The sequence below is a fragment of the Lacticaseibacillus camelliae DSM 22697 = JCM 13995 genome (genome assembly GCF_001311195.1).
GTDB lineage: Bacteria > Bacillota > Bacilli > Lactobacillales > Lactobacillaceae > Lacticaseibacillus > Lacticaseibacillus camelliae.
Window position 1 is genome coordinate 1 of record NZ_BBAJ01000003.1, and the last position, 25,523, is coordinate 25,523.

The 25,523-nt window shown below is 53.0% G+C and carries 18 protein-coding genes and 9 pseudogenes; 15 read left to right on the top strand and 12 right to left on the bottom strand.

Features of this window, described 5'->3' with window-relative positions:
- The coding region (locus JCM13995_RS00825; RefSeq protein ID WP_156314268.1) for a transposase at nt 1–458 on the top strand (458 nt) is incomplete at its 5' end.
- A 50-nt stretch (nt 459–508) separates the two neighbouring features.
- Here JCM13995_RS00825 and JCM13995_RS15340 read toward each other — a convergent pair.
- Complete coding sequence (locus tag JCM13995_RS15340) at nt 509–583, bottom strand: hypothetical protein (protein WP_263849528.1); 75 nt, start codon at nt 581–583, stop codon at nt 509–511.
- A 220-nt stretch (nt 584–803) separates the two neighbouring features.
- On the opposite strand from JCM13995_RS15340, the gene JCM13995_RS15345 reads away from it, so the two are divergent.
- Nucleotides 804–1,100, top strand: coding sequence for a hypothetical protein (locus JCM13995_RS15345; protein ID WP_225350614.1), 297 nt, complete (start codon nt 804–806; stop codon nt 1,098–1,100).
- 590 nt (nt 1,101–1,690) lie between these two features.
- Nucleotides 1,691–1,996: an IS66 family transposase gene (locus JCM13995_RS13540; protein WP_082397649.1), complete on the top strand. Its 306-nt coding sequence runs from the start codon at nt 1,691–1,693 to the stop codon at nt 1,994–1,996.
- Here JCM13995_RS13540 and JCM13995_RS00835 read toward each other — a convergent pair.
- Nucleotides 1,992–2,510, bottom strand: a pseudogene (locus tag JCM13995_RS00835) (transposase); the annotation flags it as partial. The gene JCM13995_RS13540 and the pseudogene JCM13995_RS00835 sit on opposite strands and share 5 nt — an antisense overlap.
- Before the next feature lie 302 nt (nt 2,511–2,812).
- On the opposite strand from JCM13995_RS00835, the gene JCM13995_RS00840 reads away from it, so the two are divergent.
- From JCM13995_RS00840 to JCM13995_RS00855, 6 genes and pseudogenes are all read left to right on the top strand, one after another.
- Nucleotides 2,813–3,733, top strand: coding sequence for an IS30 family transposase (locus JCM13995_RS00840; protein ID WP_003574021.1), 921 nt, complete (start codon nt 2,813–2,815; stop codon nt 3,731–3,733).
- A gap of 5 nt (nt 3,734–3,738) precedes the next feature.
- Nucleotides 3,739–3,969 (top strand): annotated as a pseudogene (locus JCM13995_RS14810) (FtsX-like permease family protein); the annotation flags it as partial.
- Between the two features lie 218 nt (nt 3,970–4,187).
- Nucleotides 4,188–4,586, top strand: a complete 399-nt coding sequence (locus JCM13995_RS00845) for an RNA polymerase sigma factor (RefSeq protein WP_054661532.1) — start codon at nt 4,188–4,190, stop codon at nt 4,584–4,586.
- An 18-nt stretch (nt 4,587–4,604) separates the two neighbouring features.
- Nucleotides 4,605–4,850, top strand: a pseudogene (locus JCM13995_RS00850) (helix-turn-helix domain-containing protein); the annotation flags it as partial.
- 384 nt (nt 4,851–5,234) lie between these two features.
- A pseudogene (locus JCM13995_RS16555) lies at nt 5,235–5,339 on the top strand (DUF3173 family protein); the annotation flags it as partial.
- Nucleotides 5,340–5,467: 128 nt separating this feature from the next.
- Nucleotides 5,468–6,661: a site-specific integrase gene (locus JCM13995_RS00855; RefSeq protein WP_054661538.1), complete on the top strand. Its 1,194-nt coding sequence runs from the start codon at nt 5,468–5,470 to the stop codon at nt 6,659–6,661.
- Nucleotides 6,662–6,725: 64 nt separating this feature from the next.
- Here JCM13995_RS00855 and guaA read toward each other — a convergent pair.
- The 4 genes and pseudogenes from guaA to JCM13995_RS00875 all read right to left on the bottom strand — a co-directional run bounded on the left by guaA (nt 6,726) and on the right by JCM13995_RS00875 (nt 12,013).
- Nucleotides 6,726–8,274, bottom strand: a pseudogene (guaA, locus tag JCM13995_RS00860) (glutamine-hydrolyzing GMP synthase).
- A gap of 85 nt (nt 8,275–8,359) precedes the next feature.
- Nucleotides 8,360–9,286 carry a type I pantothenate kinase gene (coaA, locus tag JCM13995_RS00865; protein ID WP_054661541.1) on the bottom strand — a complete coding sequence of 309 codons (927 nt, stop codon included), beginning with the start codon at nt 9,284–9,286 and terminating at the stop codon, nt 8,360–8,362.
- A 77-nt stretch (nt 9,287–9,363) separates the two neighbouring features.
- Nucleotides 9,364–9,906 (bottom strand): HIT family protein, encoded by a 543-nt coding sequence (locus JCM13995_RS00870; RefSeq protein ID WP_054661544.1) that lies wholly within the window; start codon nt 9,904–9,906, stop codon nt 9,364–9,366.
- A 155-nt stretch (nt 9,907–10,061) separates the two neighbouring features.
- A pseudogene (locus tag JCM13995_RS00875) lies at nt 10,062–12,013 on the bottom strand (sucrose-specific PTS transporter subunit IIBC).
- A gap of 157 nt (nt 12,014–12,170) precedes the next feature.
- Here JCM13995_RS00875 and JCM13995_RS00880 point away from each other — a divergent pair.
- The 5 genes and pseudogenes from JCM13995_RS00880 (at nt 12,171) to JCM13995_RS17320 (ending at nt 15,790) form a co-directional block, all read left to right on the top strand.
- Nucleotides 12,171–13,244, top strand: coding sequence for a glycoside hydrolase family 32 protein (locus tag JCM13995_RS00880; protein ID WP_054661547.1), 1,074 nt, complete (start codon nt 12,171–12,173; stop codon nt 13,242–13,244).
- Between the two features lie 11 nt (nt 13,245–13,255).
- Nucleotides 13,256–13,609: a GH32 C-terminal domain-containing protein gene (locus tag JCM13995_RS00885; RefSeq protein WP_054661550.1), complete on the top strand. Its 354-nt coding sequence runs from the start codon at nt 13,256–13,258 to the stop codon at nt 13,607–13,609.
- Nucleotides 13,610–13,620: 11 nt separating this feature from the next.
- A pseudogene (locus JCM13995_RS00890) lies at nt 13,621–14,606 on the top strand (LacI family DNA-binding transcriptional regulator).
- Nucleotides 14,607–14,921: 315 nt separating this feature from the next.
- The gene (locus JCM13995_RS17315) at nt 14,922–15,485 is read left to right on the top strand and encodes an NAD(P)-dependent oxidoreductase (RefSeq protein ID WP_305068809.1); all 564 of its coding nucleotides are present in this window, start codon (nt 14,922–14,924) and stop codon (nt 15,483–15,485) included.
- A 14-nt stretch (nt 15,486–15,499) separates the two neighbouring features.
- Nucleotides 15,500–15,790: an NAD(P)-dependent oxidoreductase gene (locus JCM13995_RS17320; protein ID WP_305068810.1), complete on the top strand. Its 291-nt coding sequence runs from the start codon at nt 15,500–15,502 to the stop codon at nt 15,788–15,790.
- A gap of 70 nt (nt 15,791–15,860) precedes the next feature.
- Here JCM13995_RS17320 and JCM13995_RS00900 read toward each other — a convergent pair whose 3' ends face one another.
- The 6 genes and pseudogenes from JCM13995_RS00900 to trpB form a co-directional block, all read right to left on the bottom strand.
- Nucleotides 15,861–16,889, bottom strand: coding sequence for a branched-chain amino acid aminotransferase (locus JCM13995_RS00900; protein WP_082397651.1), 1,029 nt, complete (start codon nt 16,887–16,889; stop codon nt 15,861–15,863).
- Between the two features lie 315 nt (nt 16,890–17,204).
- Nucleotides 17,205–18,056: an SDR family oxidoreductase gene (locus JCM13995_RS00905; protein ID WP_054661556.1), complete on the bottom strand. Its 852-nt coding sequence runs from the start codon at nt 18,054–18,056 to the stop codon at nt 17,205–17,207.
- Between the two features lie 203 nt (nt 18,057–18,259).
- Nucleotides 18,260–18,727, bottom strand: coding sequence for an acyl-CoA thioesterase (locus tag JCM13995_RS00910; protein ID WP_054661559.1), 468 nt, complete (start codon nt 18,725–18,727; stop codon nt 18,260–18,262).
- Nucleotides 18,728–18,733: 6 nt separating this feature from the next.
- Nucleotides 18,734–21,022 carry an RNA polymerase recycling motor HelD gene (gene helD, locus JCM13995_RS00915; protein ID WP_054661562.1) on the bottom strand — a complete coding sequence of 763 codons (2,289 nt, stop codon included), beginning with the start codon at nt 21,020–21,022 and terminating at the stop codon, nt 18,734–18,736.
- A gap of 221 nt (nt 21,023–21,243) precedes the next feature.
- Nucleotides 21,244–21,969 (bottom strand): tryptophan synthase subunit alpha, encoded by a 726-nt coding sequence (gene trpA / locus JCM13995_RS00920; RefSeq protein ID WP_054661565.1) that lies wholly within the window; start codon nt 21,967–21,969, stop codon nt 21,244–21,246.
- Nucleotides 21,962–23,151, bottom strand: a pseudogene (gene trpB / locus JCM13995_RS00925) (tryptophan synthase subunit beta). The gene trpA and the pseudogene trpB overlap by 8 nt, the downstream one beginning before the upstream one ends.
- A 514-nt stretch (nt 23,152–23,665) precedes the next feature.
- Here trpB and JCM13995_RS00935 point away from each other — a divergent pair.
- Nucleotides 23,666–25,489: pseudogene (locus JCM13995_RS00935) on the top strand (monovalent cation:proton antiporter family protein).
- Nucleotides 25,490–25,523 lie beyond the last annotated feature (34 nt).

Genomic DNA, 25,523 nt, shown 5'->3' on the forward strand with positions numbered 1-25,523 from the left:
CCCTTTTCGAAGGCCAAGATTTCGCAGCAACATTAGATCACTACTACGACCGACACGGTGATTACCCAGATGAAGTACTCGCAGACACGCTATATCGTAATCGGGCGAACTTGAAATTGTGCAAGGACCTAGGTATCAAGATCTATGGTCCCAAACTGGGTCGCCACCCAAAACATATCGATGCGAACCAACGTCGCAAAGATACCGACGCCGAGAATCGTCGTGGCGCCATTGAGTGCCGGTTTGCCTTTATGAAAGGCTCAGTGGGGCTTGATTTGGTGAACAGTCGAACTGCGGAATCACTAGTTGTAAAGATTGATGAAGCTGTTGTCTTGAGCAATGTGTTGGCCCTGATGCGGGTATTTGCGATACCAATTTTGATTTTGGCAGAATTTGAAGACGTGACCTACCAAATACGGTACAAATTTACTACAGGGCTCGAAGATATGGCGGCCTAGTTCAACAGCTACTAATTAGTCGTACAATTATGGAAGCTTATTTTTATGTTCTATATTTGACTAAAAGTAAGGGCGATAAAGCAAAAAAATAACTGGGGTACGATAAAAGTACCGAAAGCCAACATTAATTGTAAAGCGTCCGACACGGGACACTTAGGCTACTCCTTTCGTTAGGATTTATGGGCTTTAAAGGTTTAACACCATAAGCACCACCTCCGATTGGAAATAGCCGCCGCCTTAACTTCTCTACTCAATCCATTATACAGATAAACCAGTAGTAACAACAATCTAGGCGGAGTGTTAATATTTATTTGACGTAGAAATAATTTAAAGGGGACGTTTAAAATGGTTGCACCTGCTTTATTGCAGTTTGTACCTAATGATGTTATTGCAAACAACTATCTACAAACTGATCTCTATTTAAAAGACGTTCTATGCTATAGAAAAGCTGAAAAGATGGTTACTGGTACTGTGCCCCCTAATCTAAAATTTGATGATTCAGAGGGAAAAGCTAAAAATTGGAGTTTGCTAAGGCATTGCTGTTTTGTTTCCTGCTTTACAATGCTAAGCGATAAGGATTTTAAAGATGGCTTTTTGGATCCTAACATCGTAGAAAAATTAAAAAAAGGGAAATTTAGATAAAAATGGTAATAAAGTTAATAGGCCGTTTATAACCATTAGCGCAAAAAACAGTCCAAAATTACTGAATGAGTTATGTAAACAAGTTGGAGATTACTTGAAAGACAATAGCCTGAAAGGATCCGGACTATTTGCAAAAGTTGTGAATTATCTAAATGACGAGGATTACAAAAAAAGCTGAGCTATACGAGGAAAATAATATATCAAAGATCAACGGGATCTTCATCAACAATGATACAAAAATGATCAGTCGATCCTCAATAACTGATACCTCGTTACAAAGTATATTACATTTTCTCTACTTAGTTAAACCCGCTTATTTCGAGGATCAACGAGAATATAGAGTGGGATTGGCTTTAGATGATTCTATAGATGCAAATGAGCTGCTTATTCCTATTCATGACTTAACAAAGTATGTTAAAGTACACAAATCTCAAGATATTAATAATTTAAGATTGGGAGATATATAAGCTCTTGGGGTATATTTTTACTAATTTTCATGAATGAAAATTGAACAAATTTGTATAGCAATTCTCTTATAAGCAAGGCCACTAGGGTATGGTGATACGTGGTCTGTTAAGTTTGCCCAGCACATTTATACCGGATTCACTGGTGTACTTCAGTGCGATGGTTATTCAGCCTATAACAGTTTGGGTGATTGCGTCACGAGAGTGGGGTGCTGGGCACATGTGCGGCGAAAGTTTTATGATGATGCCGTAAAGGTCAAGGAACAGTTTCGTTCAACGATACCCTTGGAGCTACTGAACAAGATGTTCAAGCTCGAGGAGCAATGGAAGAACCTAACTGCAGAGGAACGCCTGCGACATCGGCAGGCGGAGCTCAAGCCGTTGATTGATCAATTTTGGGTCTGGTGTGATTCAGCCAATCCGGCCGGTTAAGTCTGGCTTGATTGAGTAGCACAGTGTCTTGAGGATATTTAATCTTGATAGGAACTGCCGTCGCATCGGTGATCACGGTGTCGACCTTAAATGGCACCAGCGCTTCAATCTTAGCGCGCACAGTATCGTTGATGATGTCGGTAATCAGCGCCGAGATATCGGCGCTTCGCTTGCGAAAATGTGTCAAACTTGAATAGCTGAATGGTGCGACGGCTTTGTACTCAGAAAGACCCACGAAGTATTGGAGCGCTGGCGTATCGCAAATTGCCGCAACGACACCACGGTCAGTCAAGCCCATCCGCTGCGGGATCAAACTAGCGCCGTATAGTAAGCGAAAAGGCTTCGCTGCCCGGCCGGTATTCTTGGTGAACTCTAATTGGTATGCCTCATCAAGAGCTTTCCACGGCATGATGTCCGCCAATTGAACCCATTCGTTGTCCGAGCTAAGCGGTGTGCTCAAAGCGGCACCAAATGATGCAAATGAGAGTTGAAGTGGACTGTGACGATATGCCATAAGATAGCCTTCGAGAATTTTTTTAAGAAGTGCAAGGAAAACACGTCAGATCGGTGAATTTATATGGATTCAGTATAACGAAATAATGAACTTATTGGTTGACATGCTTGACTACTTAGATTTTTAGACAGTCACTATCTAGACGAGAAGTTCGCCGAACAATTAACAGCCAATTATTGACGGTGTTCTATCCTAGATTGCATAATTAAAGTTACCACCCAGAAAATGTGAAAAAAAGACCTGTCCGTTCTTGCTAAAATGGTGTTTGCATAACATACCATCTAGAGAGAAGGACAGGTCCCATGGCCATTATAACCTTAATTGAACGATCTCAGATAGAACTGATGCAACACCACACGATTCAATACATCGCCGCGACCTTAGGCCGCTCTCGTATTTCTATTAGGCATGAGCTTCACCGTTGCCCTGAAGGTGATTACTGCGCCATTATAGCTCAGGATCATGCCGATACTTGTCGGCATCGTTGTGGTCGGCACTCGATTTTAACGCCTAAGTTGAAGCGGATGGTAACTGAGAAGCTAAACCTAGGTTGGTCCCCTGAAATGGTCGGTTATGCCGTTCACTGTGCGCCACACACGATTTACCACTGGATTTATCAAAGACAAGTCGATTTTCAGCCAAGCCAACTCTTTGATCACGGTAAACGTCATAAAAGAAGACAAGACCTTCGGTCGCGCTATAACCAAGCAGTAGGCACCTCAATTGAGATTCGCAGTGAGTCAGCTAATCGGCGAACCGAAAAAGGACATTTAGAGATGGATACAGTTCGCGGTGGTCGCGGGTCAAAGGCTGCTGTTTTGACCATTGTCGATCGGGTGACACGTTTAATGGCGACAACTAAGCTTGAAAACTTATCACAAAATGCTGTTCTTAAGGGATTTGCAAGACTGATGGTGGACTTTCCGGGTCCGGTTCGATCAGTGACGGTTGATCACGGTAAAGAGTTTTCCTGCGATCAGGCGCTTACAAAGCGCTATCGGATACCGGTTTACTTTTGCCACGCCTATCACCCGAATGAACGGGGCACAAATGAACGGTTCAATCGAGAACTTCGCTACTATTTCCCGAAGGGAACACAGTTTGATCAGGTTTCAGAGACCGATATTCAACAAGCCACAGCGCTTATCAATAACAAACCTAGAAAATGTCTCCGTTGGCAAACCCCAGTTCAAGCAGTGAGCAAGCCTCTTTCTAGGTGGTAACTTTATTATTGCAATCTAGGTATTTGCCCCTGCTAGTTGCGATCATCCACGTAGGCGTTGCATTACCCTTTGTTCAGCGTCTACTACACGTCTTCGGTCTCACAAACTGGCACTTCTTCCTCAATGTCTCGCTGATCACATTGGCCATTCTGGCGCTAGTATACGTTCTTGTCTACAAACTGACCGGAAATATCTACTACCGGGTTGTTTCCGAACGACAACCATCCTCTCGATAAGGATCTCTCCCACGGACAGCTCAAAACACTTATCTCATAAGCTATCGATCAAGAATCGACCTGTATGCATTCACTGCTACCGGTCGATTCTTTTTTCGTGCAGCAATTCTCCATCAGGTAATTCGTCAAAGAAATATTTGGGAATCGCTTTCATAAGCGACCGAAAAAAATTGTCTGGAATTATGTAGCCCAATAAATCAAACGAGGAGGATAACCCAATGAGTAGTGAGCAAGAAGTGACACGAATGTTTATTCGCTATGTACAACAAGCCCTCAAAAATGAACGAATCAATCGGTATAAGGCCTCTCTTCGGCGAATCAAGGAAACACCACTGGAGGCCTGGCTACTGGAAGAAATCGAAGATCCCTATCATCTCGATGAATTCAGGTTGACCAATGAGGAAATCGAGCATCTTGAAGATTTCATCGAAAGTGAGAAGTTATCAAGAGCAGTTTCCACACTTTCTTCAACGGATAAAACGGTCTTGTATCAATATTATTATGGCGAACTCAACGACGTCGAAATTGGCAACCGTAGTGGCAAAACAAGTCAAGGAGTAAATTATCGGCGTCAGCGTGCACTAGAACGAATTCGGGTAGCATACACAAATCTGTAATGGATGCGGAGGTATTCGATGCATTACTCAGAGATCGATAACCTAGTACCGGTTATTTTAGCAGTTCAGGAGGAGGACAACGACGCTATTACGCTCTTGCTTGAATTATTTGGTCGTGATATTGACTACGAGGCCAGATACGGGCAACGGCATATTGATCCGGATTTGAGGCAAGAGCTTCAAATCAAACTGATCTACATTGCAAAGTGTTTCGATGTTGAGAAACACCTTGCAATATCTTCAAAAAAAACCGGTCAGAAAAAAAACATAATCTTTTTTTTGCCATTTCTTTCATTTCGACCCGCTTTCATTGTCTGTATATACGAAGCGGGTTTTTATTTTCCCGCCAACGTTCTTTGACAACTGAATACCATCATTCAGCAACGAAGGCCCCAAAACGCCACGACCTCTCACGAGCGAGCGACTAACCCAGTGAGCCGGATACTTGCACGTCACCCTGACGAAACAAGGGAGAGAGGCTCTATTTAAGATCCTCGATAGCCGGTTGGAACCGGGCTGAATGATGACGAAACACGTATTGTTTTTTTGCACCAGGTATTGTTGCAAGTAACTTTTGGATGGTAGACTGGAGCATCGGTACGATCCGTGCTCCCCGGAAAGGAGAAGAATATGGTTCACGTGATCACGATGACGAAACACGAACTGGTTGCTCTTGGGTATGGTGCCTCACGCGCACAGGACATTATTAGACGCGCTAAGCTGCTGATGGTACGTAAAGGTGTTCCCTACTACAAAAGCCCGAAGCTCGGACGCGTACCGGTAACTGCTGTTGAAGAAATACTGGGTCTCCAAATTAGCACTCGCACGTTGCGGAACTCGCCAAAACCATGCACTCCGAAGCACCAAAGGAGAAATAAAACATGGCTACAACAACAGACCCAATCAAAACACGCAAGAATGGTACTTTCTACTTCCGCGCCTACCTCGGTGTTGACCCTAAAACAGGCGAGAAGATCCAGAAGCAGGTTGGTGGCTTCACGACACGTCGTGATGCACGCAAAGCCTACAAGGAAATGGTCGGTGGCAGTGTAGAGGAAGTTGTCGCGGAACGTGACCAACAACACATTCAATTCAAACAATTCTGGGAAGAATTCTTTCTTCCGTGGTACAAGAATCAAGTGAAGCCACAGACCTACGACAGTCGGCGTTCCAGTTTGAAGCACTTCAAGATGTTTGAGCACATGTACATGGACAAGATCAAGCCGGTGGACATACAGAAATGGCAGAACCAAATGACCTGTCAAGTAAGTAAAAGCTACACCCGCTTAGTCCAATGCATGCTATCACGCGTCTTCCAACGAGCTATTGTGCTTGGCTTCATGAACGAGAACCCCACTAAGACTGTCGGCAACGTTAAGAAAGTGAAAAACCAAGTGGATTTCTGGACGAAGGAAGAATTCGAGGCGGTCATCAAGACCTTCTATATCGAAGACTTCTACCAGCACTTCTGCTTCTTCACCCTGTGGTTTCTGTTTATGACTGGCATGCGCATCGGTGAAGCAACCGCCCTGCAGTGGGACGACATCGACTTTGAGGAAGGCACAGTTCGGATCAACAAGACGCTGTGGTTACGCAGCTACACGAACTACTCCTTCTCCACACCGAAGACCAAAGCCAGCAATCGCACGATTCCACTGGACGCAAAAACGCTTGAGCTTCTCTCCGATTGGAAGAAAACACAAGCGCTTGAGTGTAAAACTGATTTTGTTCTATCGTTCAACGGCGTTCCTACTCGCCGCGATCTGGTCATGCGAATCATTAAACGGCATGCAGCTCTGGCAGGAGTTCATCGCATCCGCGTTCATGCTTTACGGCATTCACATGCTTCGTTATTGATCAGTCTGGGTGAGAACCCACTGGTGATTAAAGAACGCCTCGGCCACGAAGATATTCAGACGACGCTCGGAACTTACGGGCACTTATATCCGAATATGAACTTTGAGGCCGCCAAACGGCTGAATGGTCTAGTCGAAATTTCGACCGCTAAATCAGACGTGGCGCAGGTTCAAAACAACGGTGTTACCGCTGGACTTGCACCAGAAGTTGCACGATAGTTGCACGAACGGGTTAGGCAGTCATCAAAACGTTGATATACCGGCATTTATAAGCCGATTCTGTCTATTCCCACTCGACGGTTGCCGGCGGCTTCGAGGTGATGTCGTAGACCACGCGATTAACGTGAGCGACCTCGTTGACGATACGGGCCGAGATCTTTTGCAACACGTCCCAGTCGATGCGCGCAAAGTCTGCCGTCATACCATCAATTGAGGTGATGGCACGAATGGCAATGGTGTAGTCGTACGTCCGGCCATCTCCCATCACGCCGACAGAACGGAAACCAGGCAGGACGGTGAAGTACTGCCAGATTTTCTCTTGCAGGCCGGCTTGGCGATTTCATCGCGCAGGACCCAGTCGGATTCGCGAACGATTTCCAGCTTGTCCTTGGTGACTTCGCCGAGAACACGGATACCTAACCCTGGGCCTGGGAACGGCTGACGCCAGACCAAGTCATGCGGCAAGCCGAGGCGTTCGCCCAACTCGCGGGCCTCATCCTTAAACAGCTTGTTCAGCGGCTCGATCAGCTTGAACTTCAGATCCTTTGGCAGGCCGCCGACGTTGTGGTGAGACTTGATGGTCTGCGCCGTGTCAGTGCCGGACTCGACCACGTCAGTGTACAGTGTTCCCTGGGCCAGGTACTCGATGCCGTGCAGCTTGCGCGCTTCGTCGTTGAAGACCTCGATGAAGTCGCGACCGATAATCTTACGCTTTTGCTCGGGATCGGTGACCCCTTTGAGGTCACCCAAGAAGCGATCAGCGCGTTGACCTTGATGATTTTCACACCGAGACGACCATTGAGGCTTTCCATCACCTGGTCGGCTTCGTTCTTGCGCAGCAGGCCGTGATCCACAAAAATGCAGGTCAGCTGTTCGCCGATGGCCTTGTGCAGCAACGCGGCCACCACTGAGCTGTCGACGCCGCCGGACAGGCCGAGCAGGACTTGCTTATCCCCGACTTCGGCGCGAATCGACGCGATTTGATCATCGATGAAGTCACCCATGTTCCAGTTGGCCTTGGCACCGCAAACGTCAAAGGCAAAATGGTGCAGGATCTCATGGCCGTACTTGGTGTTTTGAACTTCGGCGTGGAACTGGATGCCGTAAAACTTGCGCGCATCGTCGTCCATCGCAGAAATTGGGCAGTTGTGTGAGGTCGCAGTCACGCGGAATCCGGCCGGCGCCTTTTGCACTAAGTCGCCGTGACTCATCCACACCGTCTGCTTGTCCGGTAAATCTTGGAAAAGCTTGGCGGTTTTGTCCGTCACGGTAATATCGACCTTGCCGTATTCGCGGTTGTCAGCCGGTTCGACGTCGCCACCGAGACGTTGCGCCATCAGCTGCATGCCGTAGCAGACGCCAAGGATCGGAATGCCGAGTTCAAAAATCTCGTTGTCCACGCCCAGTGCGCCGTCGTCGTAGACCGAGTTTGGCCCGCCGGAGAAAATGATGCCTTTTGGCGCAATTTTGCGGACTTCCGCCGCGGTGATGGTATGCGGTTTGAGTTCGGAATAGACCCCGAACTCGCGGATGCGCCGCGTGATCAGCTGATTGTACTGACTCCCATAATCAAGGACGATGATCTTGTCATAATCCTGGCCCTGGTTTGCCAAGTGTGCCCACACTCCCTTGTTTTTGAATTGTTACTACTATACGGAAAATTCGCGCGCTGGTCAATTTTCAATGAGAAGAACCTCATCAATTGAACTTGCGCAGCGCGACCTGATCGATCAAATGATTCGCGGTTTTGTGGAGAATCACGTCCGCCCGATTTTTGGTCGGCAGAATGTACTCGTTCAGGTTCTTGAGGTTGACGTCGCGCCAAACCTCTTTGGCCATTTTAAACGCATCGTCGCGGTTGCCGATCGCATACTGGTAATAGTAGTTGGTCGGATCGGTGAACGCCGTGTCCAGCAGCATGCCGAACCGCTCCAAGTACCACTGCTCAATGTTTTTGGGGTCGGCATCGACATAAATCGAAAAGTCAAAGTAGTCGCTGATGTAAATCGGCTGCTGGCTCGGCAGCTGCAAGACGTTGATGCCTTCAACAATCAGGATGTCCGGGTGGTCGATGACCTCTTCCTCACCCGGCACGATGTCATAGATCTGATGACTGTACTTCGGCGCCCGCACGATCCCGTTGTTATTCTTAACGTTGTTGAGAAAATGGATCAGCAGGTCCATGTCGTAACTTTCCGGAAACCCTTTGCGGTCCAGAATACCACGCTTTTCCAGTTCGGCGTTCGAGTAGAGAAAACCGTCAGTGGTGATCATCTGAATGCGTCTATCCGGATACGCGCGCGAAAGCAGCAGCTGCAGCAGCCGCGCCGTTGTGCTTTTGCCCACGGCCACCGAGCCGCAAATGCCAATGATGAACGGATGGCTGTGGTAGGACAGACTTAGAAACTGGGCCAGCGTGCGCTCGTCGTCTTGGTAATCCTTGTACCGAATGTGAATCAGGTGCCGCAACGGCGAGTAAATCGTCTTCACGTCGTCCATGCTGATGACATCGTTCAGCGAACGCAACTGCGCCAACTCTTCATCGGTAACCGAGGCAAAGTTGTGCGCGTGAAAGTTCGCCCATTCCGCACGGCTGAACTTGTAGTAATTCATTTCTGATTCCATAACGACTCCTTGATACTGATTTACTGTCTAGTTTAGCGCTTTCGCGACGGCTTGTGGGCCTTACAAGTGAAAAAGCCTCAGTCCGTCGGCTGTTGGCCGGCCTGACCGCTCCGGGCGGTGTCGCTCAGCGTCAAGTCGTGCACTGCACCAAGCTCACCGACACGTGTAAGCAGAACCGCGTCAAGTGCCTGGTTCAGTGCGGCTTTCAGTTTGCCAAGCCACACTGGGTCGGCTGCCACGTCATCACCGTAAAGTTGTTCCATCGGGGTCCACCACACTGGACCGGGCTTGGCCGTGTCCCCGGCATGACGCGGAAAAAGGTGCCAGTGCACATGGGCATCCCCGTTGCCAAGCAGCTCGATGTTCATCTTGTCGGCATGAAATGCCTGACTGCAGGCCTCTGCCACCAAGCTCATCTCCTCGAGAAACACCAACTTGGTCTTGGGGGCCAACTCATGCAGTTCCGTGACGTGGCCCTTGGCTAAAAACAACGTGTAGCCCTCAAAGTACTGGCTGTCCGCCAGCACCACATAGCCGGTGGCAAGCTCTCGCACTAAGTATGGGTTCTCATTCTGGCGAATGGCGGCAATTCTCTGGCAAATCAGACAATCTTTTGGCATCGCAAACCTCCGTGGAACAATCTGTTTGCCTTCACTTTAGCCCTTCCCTTTGGCGAATACCAACTGTATCCATCGCATGCGCACGTTCACACGCAAAAGCCACGCGCGACTCCAGAAGGACCGAAGTTGCGCGTGGCTTAGTTAATGGCTTGGACTCACAGCGCGGCAGCTGGCTGCTTACCTGGGGATTGAGTCAGTGTCACCAGCGGCTGATCGTGCTCAACCTGTGCGGACTCAATCGGGGCCACCTCGCCAAACGCTGGTGTGTTGGTGACGACGACCATCACGGTGGCATCGTACCCCGCCGCTTTGATTGCAGCAAAGTCCGCAGTTCCCAGCACATCGCCGACCTGAACCCGCTGGCCGGGCATGACCCGACTGCTAAAATACTGACCATTGAGTTTAACGGTGTCGATCCCCAGATGGATAAGGACCTCCGCACCGTCATCTGCCTTGATCCCATAGGCGTGCATCGTCGAATCGGCGACGGTAATGGTCCCGGTGACAGGCGCATAAATCATATTGTCGGTGGGCGTAATGGCCGCGCCCTTGCCCATCATTTCTGTGGCGAAGACTTGGTCCTTCACGGCCTTCAGACTCACCGGCAGGCCAGACACTGGGGCCATGATCATTCCGTCGCTGACAGCTGGAGCGGCGGGATCCGTTGGGGCTTGCACTGGCTCATCCGACTGTCCTACTGCTAACCTTCGACCGTAAACGTACGTACCAGTGAACGCCACCGCAATGCTCAGCGCAATGGCCAAGAAGAACGGCCCGTAGTACTCAACAGGGAAGGAGATGAACCCGATCACGCCGGCCGCCCCTAACGCACTGGAGCGAATACCGAACAGCCCAACGATAAAGCAACCCACCGCACTGCCGATCAGCGCAATGAAGAACGGGTAGCGCTTCTTCAGGTTGACCCCGAAAATCGCCGGTTCCGTAATGCCCAACAGTGCAGAAACGCCGGAGGATGACGCGAGCCCTTTTTCCTTCTTGTCCTTGGTCAGGAAGAAGATGGCCAGACAGGCAGCCCCTTGCGCTGCGTTGGCCATCGAGGCAATGGGGAAGAAAAAGTCCCCGCCCGTTTTGGCAATGTCCGCCAGCAGCTGGGTCTCAATGGCCGGGAAGCTCTGATGGAGCCCGGTGATCACAATTGGGGAATACACTAGGCCGAACACCGTTGATCCAATGAACCCGGACGCATCATACAGCGCCACCAAGCCGTTGGTGAGGCCGTCGCCAACCAGGCGCAGCACTGGCCCGACAAACGCGAACGTGATGAACGCCGTGAAGATAATACTGATCATCGGCGTGAAGATGAAATCCAAAGTTGCCGGCATCTTGCCGTGCAGCCATTTTTCCACCACTGCCAAGATCAGGACGGCCACTAACACCGGCAGCACCTGACCCTGATAACCAGCCTCGCAATGTTCCAGCCAAAAATGTTCCAGTAAGTCATCTTCCCGGTGGCCAGCGCGTTGGCCACATCATAGCCGTTAACCAGCGACGGCATCACCATGATCATCCCCATGGTCGCGCCCAGGAAAGCGTTGCCCCCAAAGCGCCGAGCGGCGGAGAAGCCGAGAAGAATTGGCAGAAACGCAAACGGCGCAGAGGCGAAGGTGTTGATCATGCCGGCAATGCCACTGATACCGGGATACATATCGACCAATGACTTAGCACTGAACAGCCCCGGTGACGTCAGCACATTGTTGACGGCCATGAGCAGCCCGCCAGCGACTAAAGCCGGAATCAGCGGAACAAAAATATCAGACAGGACTTTGACTAACGCCATCAACGGATTGGCCTTTTTGCCATTGGCGGCAACAGCCTTCAAATCGTCGGTTGTGGCCTCCTTGAGACCGGTCAACTTGATCAGTTCAGCGTACACTTTGTCGACGTCCCCAGGGCCAATAATGATTTGATACTGACCGTTCACCCGGAACGTGCCTTTCACTGCCGGATTGGCGTCCAAGGCCTGCTGATCGATTTTACTTTCGTCTTTCACGACTAACCGCAGCCGGGTGGCACAATGGGCAGCTGCCACAATATTATGTTCGCCGATCTCAGCCAGAATATCCTTGGCCGCTTGACGATGATCCATGATAATTCCCCCATTTCTTTTTTGCTTACTGGTTGAGCATAGGTTAAGTGTAATCGCCTCCAAAACGAATTGTCAAACGTTTAGCATTTCTTGCAATAGCATGCGTAAATCATGCTAAAATAGTCATGTAAACGTTTGTCAATCAGGAGGTGATCACGTGCTTGAAGGGAACTCTGACCTGCGCTCCACCCCTTATCAAAATTACTCACCAGCCTACTTGGCCACCCTTGAGGCCCAGCAGCAGCGTTCACGGTGGCGCTTAGGCTACCACATTCAACCGAGAAGTGGCTTGATCAACGATCCCAACGGTTTTGCCTACTTCGCCAATCAGTGGCACCTGTTTAAACAGCAATTCCCATTTGGGCCAGTGCATGGGCTCAAATCTTGGGGCCACTTGACCAGCAACGATCTCGCGCACTGGCAAGATCAGGGGACCGCGCTTCACCCCCACTCCCCTTACACGACTAATGGCGTCTACTCAGGCTCGGCGCTACCAGTCAAAGACCGGTTATTCATGATGTACACCGGTAACGTGAGAACCGCGGACGGCGGCCGCCGCACCACGCAGCTTGGCGCTTGGATGGAGCGGTCCGGGCACATCACCGAGCTGGCTGAGCCATTGATCGCAGAGCCGCCAGCCGGCTACACCTCGCATTTTCGCGATCCTCAGCTCATTGAACACAATGGCACCTACTACGCGTTGATTGGCGCTCAACGTGCAGATAAGCAAGGACAGATTCTTTTGTATACGGCTGCTGCCCCCACCGGCCCCTGGCAGCTCATCGGCCCCCTTGATTTTGGCCGGACCACACTGGGAGAAATGATCGAGTGTCCCAATCTCGCTTTCGTTGACGGCCAAGTCGCATTGCTGTTTTGTCCTCAAGGCATGGCGCAACGCGACTGCGCGTACCAGAATGTTTATCCCAACACGGTGGTGGTGGCCGCCGGCATTGACTGGCAAAACGCGGCTTTGATTGTTCCTAGTCCCCTGCGCTTGCTGGATGAAGGTTTTGATGCCTACGCCGGCCATGTGGTAAATAGACCGAACGGGGAGGCTTTAATGATTGCCTGGATGGGCCTGCCCGACCTCTCCTATCCCAGCGACCAGGAGGCTGGCAGGGATGCTATAGTCTCGCGCGCCGATTGGGGATTCGAAATGGCCGCCTTCACCAGGTACCAATCGATGAGCCGCTGCTTGGGCCCCCGTTCGCGCCGCTGCATGATAAACTAAACCTGCAGGAAGTGATCACGCTGACCACTGCCGCGCACCGCAGCGGTCAGATCCGGCTTGGCAACGCGCAAGAGAGCCTGAGCTTAACCATCGATTCGGCAGCCCAGGCGCTGACCATTGACCGGACTGAAACCGGCGTGCCTTTCGCCTTGCAGTACGGTACAAAGCGAACGGTGCCGCTCGCTGCCGGGCCTCAGCGGCTCCAATTGTGGCTGGATCATTCTAGTTTTGAGCTGTCGGTGGCGAATGGCCAGCACTTCGCCTCTGGTCGGATTTTTCCTCAGGTCAGCGCACCATGGCGCATGACCGCAGATACTGGCTTAGTGACGGCCGCCACTGGTCGTCGTCTGAATAATATGAGTTAAAGGAGCAGCCAATGGCAAAATTAGCGGATGTCGCGGCACTGGCCGGCGTGTCGATTACGACGGTATCGCGCGTGATCAATAATTACGGGGCAATTTCTGCCAAAACGCGAACCAAAGTCCAGAGCGCGATGAAAGAACTAAATTACCAGCCAAATTCGCTGGCCCGCTCGCTGCAAGGTAAGCGCACCAAGCTGATCGGCCTGATTTTTCCTGGCGTTAGCAACCCGTTCTTCGGCGACTTAGTTCAATGCCTGGAGAATCAGCTGTTTGATCAGGGGTACCGGGTGATTCTCTGTAACTCCGCAAACAACGCGGAGAAAGAGGCCGCTTATGTTCGAATGCTACTCGCAAACCAAGTCGATGGGATCATCTCTGGCACCCACAACCTGACCATCAAAGAATACGAGGCAATTGCTGCCCCAGTCATTGCATTTGACCGCCACCTCGGCACCACGATTCCAATCGTCTCCTCGGACAACTTCGAGGGGGGCCGCCTGGCGACCAATGCACTGGTCAAAACCGGCGCTCGAAACATCTGGATCGTGACTGGCGCTAATCGACCACTTAGCCCGACCAATGAACGGCTGCGCGGTTATCAGGCGGTCATGCGCCAAAGTGCTCTAACACCGCACGTCCTGGAGTTACCCTTCAGCATGTCAGCGCAACTCAAGTGGGTGCGACTTCAGCAATTGATTCAGACGCAACGACCGGAGGCGGTGTTTGCCACCGATGATCTCACCGCCTTGATGATTGAGGAAATCGCCAGAACCAAAAAGTGGCCATCCCCGGTCAACTCAAACTCATTGGCTACGATGGGACGGCGGCAGTCAGAACGACCCACCCCGGGCTCGCCACGATTGTTCAGCCGATCTCCGCCCTCAGTAAGCTGATGATCGACTTACTGACGACCCGCATCGAAGATAAGAATGCCACTCTCGAATCGCAATATGTCCTGCCGGCCGAGTTGCATGCCGGCACGACGCTGCTTGGGGATTAATCAAGCTGCCCGCGCGACTGGGTCACTTCACAGGCGTGGCGGCAGTTTTTTTACCCTGATGCAAAATAATTCAAAGAATTGTCAAAGGCCAAGTGTTGCCGCTTCCATTTTCTGGCTTGAACCTGATAAACTGAGGTTTCTATCCCAACCCGGAAGGAAGTCATTCCTCATGAAAATTACCGCCTTCGGGGTGCGGCCGGACGAGCGCCAGCACCTCGAACGATGGGCACGGCAGCATGGCGACGACCTCGTGCAAACGTCTGCGCTGCTGACGCCTGACACAGTGGCCAAAGCGGCAGGCAGCGCAGGTATCAGTTGTTTCCAAACGGTGCCTTACGAAGCCGCCGTTTTCAAGACCATGCGCAAACTGGGCATCAACGCGTTAGCACTGCGAAACACCGGGTCGATAATGTCGACTTTGGCGCCGCGCAGCACTATTGCATTCACGTGACCAATGTCCCCGCATACTCCCCCAACGCCATCGCGGAATTTGCGTTGACGGACATGCTTTACTTGCTGCGCCAAACCGGACTCGTGCAACGCGATTTGCACCAAAATCACTACCAAACCGCGACGACGCACATTGGCCGCGAGCTGCGTCACACCAAGGTCGGCGTCATCGGGACCGGCCGCATCGGTCGCACCTTGATCGCCATTTTAAACGGCATTGGCGCAAAGGTCTTGGCCTTTGACCCGCACCCGCCAAGCGACCCCCACCTGATTTTTGAACCGGTCACCTTTCAGCAGTTGCTCCACGAAAGCGACATTGTGACCCTTCACATTCCCGGCACCCCTGAAAACACCCACCTGATCGACGAAGCGGCCATTGCCACGATGAAGCCTGGCGCGCTGCTGATCAACACCGGCCGGCGAACCTGATCGACACCAGCGCAATGCTTGCCGCCTTGCGCACCGGCCAACTTGGCGGCGTCGGCATCGACACTTTTGAGCACGAAACCGAGGACCTGCTGGCCCTGGCTGAACACGGCCGCTTTACCGACCCGCAGTGGCAGGCGCTGCTCGCAATGCCCAACGTCATCCTGTCGCCGCACATCGCCTACTACACGGAAACTGCGGTCCGTAATATGTGCGACACCGCAATGCAGGCCCTGCACGACCTCGCCGAACAGCAAACCAGCGACTGCGAAGTCTACCCGGCAGCCGGCATGCGCAAGGCTCAGTAGCAATCAAAAAGACGCATCACGCTTGGCAGCGTTAACGTTGCTGCGGCGTTGGTGCGTCTTTTTTTCACTGCTAATCCAGCGAAACCGGCACGGTCCAGCCGGCCGGCGCTTCTCGGTCGCCGAACTGAATCCCGGTCAATTCATCGTAAAGCTTGTGGGTCATTGGCCCGATGCCACCATCGCCGAACTGGTGAACTTGACCGTTGTAGGTGATGCTGGCAATCGGGGTGATCACCGCGGCCGTTCCGCACGCCCCGGCCTCGCCGAATTGATCCAAGCTGTCAATGGAAATGCGCGTCTCCTCGGCATCGAGCCCGAACCGATCACGCGCCAGCGCCAGCAGTGACCGCCGTGTGATACTTGGCAAAATCGACGGCGACTTCGGGGTCAGAAACTTCTTCTCATCCTTGGTAATGCCAAAGAAATTGGCACTTCCGACCTCTTCGATGTACTTGTGTTCGATTGGGTCGAGGTAAATGGCATCACCGTAGCCGTGTTCGTGCGCGTACTTGCCCGCCTGCAAGCTAGCGGCATAGTTGCCGCCGACCTTGCTTTGGCCGGTGCCGTAATGGGCAGCGCGATCGGCGTGGTTGGCGACCATAAACTTAGTTGGGACCATCCCGCCCTTGTAGTAAGCGCCCACCGGCATGGCGAAGATCGTGAATAAGTACTCCTTGGCCGGCGCGACCCCGATGTTTGGGCCCACCCCAAGCAGCAGTGGCCGCAGGTACAGCGTGGCGCCGGTGCCGTACGGCGGCACGTAATCCGCATTGGCAGCGACGACTTGCTTGGCAGCATCCAGGAATTGCGTCTGACTCAGCGGCGGCATCAGCAGCTTTTCGGCAGAATCGTGGAGCCGCTGCGCGTTTAGGTCCGGCCGAAACAGCTGAATCTCCCCGCTTTTGGTGCGGTAGGCCTTCATTCCTTCAAAAGCGGACTGGCCGTAATGCAGCGCCGGGCTACCCACGTTCAGTGTCAGCTCATTACCCTGCACCAGGCCGCCCTGATCCCACGCGCCATCTTGATAGTGCGCCTCGTAGCGGTAAGGCAATTCCATGTAGTTAAAGCCTAGACCATTCCAGTCGATATCCACAGCCAATTCGACACCCTCCTGTTTTCTCGTCATGCATTCTCCCTGTGCATCTTAAACGATATGCTGGATCAGCTCAAGGCCTCTTGTCAGCTAACCTAACAGGAATGAAAATTTATCAGCGTTCTAAGGCTTAATCAACACCCGCTCACCTTGTGGTTAAGCATCAGTCTCTGCCGCAGAATAAAGAGTGTATTCACCCAATAAAAAAAGCCTCGGCCTGTGGTCATTCCCACATTCCGAAGCTTTTGATGATTAGCCAACGAGTTGGCTAGTGATTTAACCCGCGGCCTTTGAAAAAGACCGCTTTAGCGAGTAGTAACCTTACAGATCTAATTCCCGCTTCAAGTACTGCTTGAAGGTCGTCGGCTTGCGGCCGAGCAGCCACTCCAGCACGCTGGTATTGCCATCCAGGCCCCAGTTCGTGTAGGTGTCGGCCAGGTGAGTCAGGCCATTACGTGAAACGATGTCGTTAATGTGCATCATATCGAGGAACTTTTCGATTGGGACGTAAACGGCCTTGGCGTCCTTGCCAGTGACCTCGTTGAACATGTCAACGCACTCCTGGTTGGAGATCAGCCCGGTGCCAACCAGTTCGTAGTCGGCCTTGTTGTACTTCTCGGGATCGCCAACCACCTTGGCCAGCACTTCCGCGACATCAGCCGGATCGACCCAAGCCACCAGCTTCTTGTCAACTGGGAAAAACATGTCGTACTCGTTCGTCTTCATGACCAGTTGCGGCGGGAAATTGTACATGTAGTGCGTCGGCTTGAGAATCGTGTATGGCATGCCGGTGCTCATCGCCGTGTACAGTAGGTGCTCCTCGATCTTCCGCTTAGTCGTGTGCTGAAGCAGTGTGCTCAAAATCGAGTGAATCACGGAAATCAGCACGAACTGTTTGACTTTCGCCTTCGCTGCCAAATCAATGAATGAGTTTGCGACCTGATCATCCTGCGCATTGTAAATGGGTGGAATGTAGACGATTTGGTCCGCGTTAGCGATCAACTCCTTTTGGAAAGCCAAATCGCCGAGATCGCCGACCATGGCCTTCTTGATTCCTGGCAAGTCCTTCACCTTAGGATTAATATCTGTTGCAACAACATCAAACCCGCGGTCAACTAGTCCCTTAACCATTACGGAACCGGCATTGCCCGCAGCACCTGTGACTAATATCATAGCGAAAATCCCCCTGACTTTAAATTGCGCTTTTAAAGGTTGTGATAGCGCTCACATACGTCTTAGCACACCCGTTCTCATCCGTCAAAATGGGTTGTGAACGTGTCATCGTGTCGTATTGAAGCCAACGAAAACAAAAAAAACGTGCCCTCAAAATGAGGAACACGTTGCTATGGCCAAAACCGTTGTTGGTGCCATCAAAATTAGTCAATCGGGATCTCGGGCATCGCCGCTCGGGCGGCTTTATTGGCAGCGGTCCGCGCTGCGTAACCCGCCTGAAGCTGCTGCCCCAGCGGCGTATCCGCCTCAAGGGTCGGCAGCTGGCTCCCTTTTTCCACGACAAAAGTCATCAGGCTCCACGCGGCCAGGTACTGCTCGCCAGTGTCCAAGTCCTCACCCACCATGCGCGTGAACACTTCGATCGACCGGTGACCATACCCGGTGACAAAACTTTCGTAGGTCAACGCGTGACCAATCTGCACAGGGCTCACGTACACCATCCGGTCCAGCGAGCCCGTGACCATGTGGCTGCGCGCAAAGCGGTGCGCGGAGATGCTGGCAGTTTCGTCCAGCCACTCCAGCGTTTGACCGCCAAAGAGACTGCCGTGCTCGTTCATCTGGCCCTCAAAGATCCGGTGGGTCGTGGTAGAAATCGTTTCAGACATTTTCATGCAGGATCACTTCGTTTCGTAAAGATCCATCGGCACGTCGGCAAGCAGTGGTGACAATGCCGGACTGGCAAAAATCGTCAGGCGGTGCATCGCGCGGCTGGCGATCGTGTACAGCAGCTCCCGCTCGTCTTCGTGGTGGAACATCGCCGCATTCGCCTGCCACAGCACGACCGCATCAAACTCGAGCCCTTTGGCCAAGTATGACGGGACAATGATGACACCGGCGGCAAGCCGCTGATTTTCGGAACGGATCAAGGTCGTTTGGACCCCTTGGTCGAGCAACGTATGATGCAGCTTTTCGGCCTCTTCAAGGGTCTTGGCGATGATGGCCGTCGTCTGCTTGGCGGCGTTATCGATCTTGATCTGGTCCTGCAACGCGTTGATCAGCGCCGCCTCGTCCTGGCGCACGTACACCACGGGCAACGGTCCCTGACGATCGAAGGCTTCGATTTTCTGACCAGACTTCAAAATGGCCTTGGTGAACTCGGTGACCTGCTTGGTCGAACGGTACGAGCGGGTCAGCTGGACCACGCGCGTTTTCTCCGGGTCGAACAGCTTGGACACGTCGGCGATCAGCGAGTGCGAGTTCTCCTTGGTGAAAATGGCCTGGTTCAAATCACCGAGTAGCGTGAACTTGGCCTTCGGGAAGCTCCGCTGCAGGTACGCCAGCTGATACGGTGTGTAGTCCTGGATCTCGTCGATGAAGACATAGCGCATCTCCCGCTCGCCGTGCCGGCCGGTCATCAAATCGTACAAGTAGATGTATGGGGTGGCGTCTGCGATTGCCAGCCGTCGCGCCTTGAACTCGGTGACGAAGTGGTCGACCTCGGCCGCCCATTCGCTTTCGGTCAGGTCAAACTGACTGAGGTCCAGGTAGTGTGGCAGCTCACGCAGGAAGTTCACGTACTGGCCGCGCACATTCAGAAAGTGGTTGCGCACAATGGCCTGCTGAATCTCGCCAAAGGCCTGAATGACGATTTTGCGCGCGAAGAAGCTGTACTCGGCGTCGCTGTCCTTGAACTCCTGCGGGCCGTCTTGCTGCAGGTCGCGCAGCTGTTCCTGCGACAGGTTCTGGACCGTGTCTTGGACCCAGTCCGCCTTCATTTCACTTTTGACTTTGCGGTTCAGCATGGAAATCAGCCGGTTTTTAGTCGCGTCCAGTCGGTTACCCAAGTGGTAGTTTTCGTTGTAGGAATAGAAAATGTCCTCGATCCGCTTACGGGAAATGAAGACCTTGTCGCGGAACCGGATGTCGCGGAAACGCATACCAGATTGTTCAAGGGACGCCGTGTACTTGCTGGTCGCCTGAAAAAAGGCCAGGCTCGCCTTGAGCGTCTCAATTTTCTTCTGGCTCGGCGTCAGCTTCGCCTCAAACTGCGAAAACAGGTCCTGGACCTCAATGTTCGGCACACGGCGCGTCACGTACTGATAAAACGTGAACTGTACCATGTTCTGCTCACCCAGCTCCGGCAGCACATTGCCGATGTAGTCGGAGAACAACTGGTTCGGCGAAAACATTATCACTTGGCTGGATGACAGGTTGCCACGATACCGGTACAGCAGGTAAGCCACACGCTGCAATACTGCGGATGTTTTCCCAGAACCGGCCGCCCCTTGCACGAACAGCAGATCTGCCGTGGTGTCGCGGATGATCTGGTTCTGCTCGCGCTGAATGGTGGTGACAATGCTCTTCATCTGGGTGTCCGACTTTTCGTTCAGGACCTCCAGCAGCATCTGGTCGCCGATGGTTTCCGTGGTGTCAAACATGGTTTGGATCTTGCCATCCGCGATCACGAACTGGCGCTTCAAGGAAACGTCCACGGTTTGCGGCCCGTCCGGCGTCTGGTAAGTAACGTGACCCAACCCACCATCGTAATAGATAGATGAAATCGGCGCGCGCCAGTCGTAAATTTCAAACTTACCCGCGGCGTTCGTGAAGGAGCCCAGGCCGATGTATATGGTCTCGGGCTTCTCCTGGCCCTCTTGAAAATCGATTCGCGCAAAGTACGGGCTCTTCTTGAGCCGCCGCACTGTCGCCAGCTGCAGGGTCGACTGCTTCCAGGCATTGCTGCGTTCATCGAGCATCTGCTGCTGCTGTTGAATGCTGGCCGCAGTTTCGATGGTCTCGGCATCGTTCGTCAGGTTGATCTTGGTATCGGCAAAGAAGTTCTTGTTCAGGTTGGTTTCCTCGGCCTTTGTCCGTGCAACCTCCGCACTCAGCCTGGTGTCCGCCGCTGCCAATTCCTTCATTGTGTGATCAAGATGCGCCTGTTCGAGCTGTTTCTGATCTGCCACGCAAGGGCCCCCTTAAGGTAAAATAATCGTTGAACAATCATACCACTCGCACGGCGCCACTGCAATGAAAACAGCCCCTCACCCCCCTGGCCCCAAGCAGATTTTTACTGAGTTAACGCCAATAAAAAAAAGGAAGCCGACTGACGCGTCGACTTCCTTATTTGATGATTGGTGAAGATGAACGTCTAGTGTTAGAGGCGGTCATGGCTGGATCAGCGCTGCTACTTGACAGCGTTCAAATACTTAATGGTGCGTGCCGTCACCTCGGCCGGCTCGGTCAAGCCAACGAACGCCTCTGTCAGCTGCACCCCGGCGACCTTTTGCGCCAGGGTCTTGATGGTATCCGGATCATCACTAGCGGTATTGATCACAATGGGCAGGGCAGACGCCGCGTGGACCGCCCCCAGTTCTTGGCCCAGCAGTGGTTCAGGCAGTGCAGGAAACAGGGTCAAAAAGCCAACGGCCGGCTCGACCACGGTGGCAGTGCGGTCCGGACTGGCCGGGCCGACGATTGTGATGAAGTCGACCCCCGCCTTGGCGAGAAACGGCGCAAACAGGTGTGCCTCTTCGTGCGGCATGTCGGGTACAATCACCCCGGCAACGTTGAGCCCCGCTGCCTTGTTGGCAAAGGCCTCAAACCCATACACAAAGGCAATGTTGGTATAGGTCACCAGCACGATTGGAACAGCCGTTTGCGCCCGAATCGCAGCAATGGCGTCAAACGCTTCGGGGATGCTGATTCCACCATCTAGGGCGCGCAAATTGGCAGCCTTGACTGCTGGCCCATCTGCGACCGGGTCGGAAAACGGCAGCGCCAATTCGATCAGTGGTGCCCCGGCTGCCGCTTCAGCGACGACATTCGCGACGGTGGTTTTCACGTCAGGATCACCGATGACTTGAAACGGGATCACTGCTTTTTGCTTGAAAATTTCTGTCATGTTAGTCATTGAGATTGACCCCCCGATAATCTGCGACCTGGGCAACGTCTTTGTCGCCGCGGCCCGACAACGTGCAAATAATGATTTGGTCTGGCTCATGGTCTTAGCCAGCTTACGAGTGTAAGCCACTGCGTGTGAGCTTTCGATGGCCGCGATAATACCTTCCTTTTGCGCGATGTACTCAAACGCCTGCACCGCCTCCTCGTCGGTAATGCCAACGTAAGTGGCGCGACCGCTCGCCTGCAGCGCAGCGTGCTCAGGCCCGATGCCCGGATAGTCAAGGCCAGCTGAGATCGAGTAGACCTTCGCGATTTGACCGTCCTTATCCTGCAGGAACTTGGAAGCCATGCCGTGGAAGATCCCGTCGGAACCGAGCTCCAGCGTGGCGGCGGTTTTACCGGAAGCCAGGCCCTGGCCGCTGGCCTCGGCGCCGTACAGCTTGACCTCGGGGTCGTCCAGATAGGCGGCAAAACTGCCGATTGCATTGGACCCCCCGCCGCAGCAGGCCACAATGGCATCTGGCAGGCGGCCTTCCGCCTTAAGAATCTGCTCTTTGGACTCGGTCGAGATCACGCTTTGAAATTCGTGGACCATGGCCGGGTATGGCGCCGGGCCAACCGCCGAGCCAATCACGTAGAAGGTGTCCTGGGTGTGCTGCGACCAGTCAGCCAGCGCGGCGTTGACGGCATCCTTCAGCAGGCCTTGACCATCAGTGACAGGCACCACTTTGGCGCCGAGCAGCTCCATCCGAAACACGTTCAGCTTTTGTCGCTCGGTATCTTCTTTGCCCATGAAAATCTCACACTTCATGCCGAACAGGGCAGCAATGGTGGCCGTGGCCACGCCGTGCTGGCCCGCGCCAGTTTCAGCAATCAGCCGCGTCTTGCCCAGTTGTTTGGCCAAAAGGGCCTGCCCGATGACGTTATTGATCTTGTGGGCGCCGGTGTGGTTTAAGTCCTCGCGCTTCAGGTAAATCTTGGCCCCACCGATGTCTTCAGTCATGCGCCGCGCATAATACAGCAGGCTGGGCCGACCGGCGTAATCGTTCAGCAGCCGGTGAAACTCCTTTTGGAAGTTCTCATCCGTTTTGCAGGCCTGAAACGCCTCGTTCAGCTTCAGCAGCTCCGGCATCAGCGCCTCAGGGACGAACTGACCGCCGTACTGCCCAAAATGTATGTCTTGTTGTGCCATGTGAATCTCTCCTTTTTGTTGGAAAATATTTGCCAACAAAAAATCCGCCCCAAACCAGCCGACATGACTGATTAAGGACGGATTGACTCCGCGGTGCCACCTTAATTGCGCGCTGCACAAACAGCGCGCCCCTTGACGAAGGGCCAACACCCTTCCGGTAACTGACGTATACCTCACGTACAGACTGACTTGCCTTCAAGCCCCGGTGCCGCAACGGAATTGCGGCACCTACGCTCTGGCTTTTGGTCTGTCCCTCAGTGGTCCATTTAACTGCCTGCGTTCGACGACACTCTCAGCTGCGGTCGCTCTCTGTGCGTGCACGACAATCTTGATCTCCACTTCAACGGTTTAGGACGAATTATTTTGTTACTGCGAGTCTAAGGCCTCGCTCATGAAACGTCAACCGCTTTCACATAATTTTTTTTAATTAACCGAAGCCCGGCTGGTAGGCGGGACGCAAACGCCCCTCACTTGCGGTAAAATGGTCACAAATTCGGGTTGCTGGAGGTCCGCCATGCAAAGTATTTCATTACTCGTCGTCCTGTTTGCGGCGCTGCTCACACCGCTTCTGATGGCCAAGTTCAACATTCACAGTCTTCCCACCGCGGTCGCCGAAATCATCGTCGGCATCATTTTGGGCAAGAGCCTGCTGGGCTGGGTCATCAGCAATGACGTGCTTGAAGAGCTGCGCACCCTAGGCGTCATTGTCCTGATTTTCCTATCCGGGATGGAGATCGATTTTTCGCTGTTCAAACCCCAAAAGCACCGCGACGGTAAAATCGCGTCGCACCGCTCGCCTTTTTGAGTTACGGCAGCATTGTCGTCATGGCGCTGCTTGTCGCCTGGGTGCTCGACCTGATTGGCTATATTCGCACATCGTGTTCGCGGCCATTATCTTTGCCACCGTCGCGCTAGGCGTCGTCATCGCCGCACTGAAGGAAAAGGAGCTCCTGAGCAAGCCCTTTGGCCAAACCATGTTACTGCTGGCGGCGCTGGGCGAAGTCCTGCCGCTGATTGCCCTGACGGTTTACCAGAACATCAACGGAACGTCTTCGCGCAGCGTCTGGCTGCTCCTGCTAATTTTCTTGGCGGCCATCTTCCTGCTGCTGCGGTTCCGCAAGCCTTACCAATGGTTTGCGGAAATTGATAAAAGCACCACGCAGCTGGACATTCGCCTCGCCTTTTTTTTCTGATCGTGACACTGGTCACCATCGCCGAGTCCGTCGGCGCCGAGAACATCCTGGGCGCCTTTCTCGCCGGCATGGTCATGAAGCTGCTGCGGCCGCGCGAGGAAACCGAAGACAAACTGACCAGCATCGGCTACGGCTTCTTCATCCCCATTTTCTTCATCATGACCGGCGCCAACATGAACCTGCGCGCGATGTTCAAAGACCCTGCAAGCCTGGCGCTGATCCCAGTGCTGCTGGTCGGCTTTTTCGCCGCCAAGGCGCTGCTCCTGCCGCTGCTATTGACCCGTTTTCGCAAGCACAACGCGCTTGCCGGCACACTTCTGACCTCGACCACGATCACGTTGGTCATTCCGGCACTGTCGGTGGGCAAAAGCCTCGGCATCATCAGCAGTACCCAAAGCGCCGCTTTCACGCTGGCCGCTGTCATCACCTGTATCGTCAGTCCGATCCTGTTTAATACCTTCTACGTTGCGGAAAAAGATGACATCAAAAAGACGCGTGTCCACATCATCGGTGCTAATCTCATGACGGTGCCAATCGTTCAGCAGCTCTCCAAAGGCTTGTATGACGTGCAGCTTTACACAGATGACCCCGTCAAGTTCAAGACTTATAACTCCGAGGCGCCGGTCACGCTGTTGAGCGACGTGACCGCACCGACACTGCAAGCTGCTGAGGTGTTTGACGCCGATATCATCGTTCTCGCGCATTTTGATGAGGACAAAAATTTTGCGGTCGCGGAACTCGCGCTGGCCGCCAAGGTCCCACGTATCATCGCCCGTTTTGACGCCAAAAACGCCACCGATGCGCGCTATGACGAACTCGCGGCCCAAGGCGTCGAAGTCTACAACACGTTTGAGACCAACATCGCGATGCTGCGCAGCCTGATTGAAACCCCATCGACCCTGAAGATCCTGCAGGATACCACGGCCGGGATTTTCGAAATTGTTGTCAACAACCGGCGCTTTGCCGGCTTGGAGGTCAAGAACCTGCCATACGTCAACGACATCACCATCAGCCAGATCTTCCGCGGGGACCACTTTATCGCCCCGCACGGCGACACCCAGCTGCATCTGGGCGATCACATTATTTTCTCCGGCGACAAGGCGCAAATCGGCCAGATGCGGGCCGAATTCGAAAAGGTCAACTAGCCTGACTTGGCGTCAAAACGCTTGTTGACCAGCC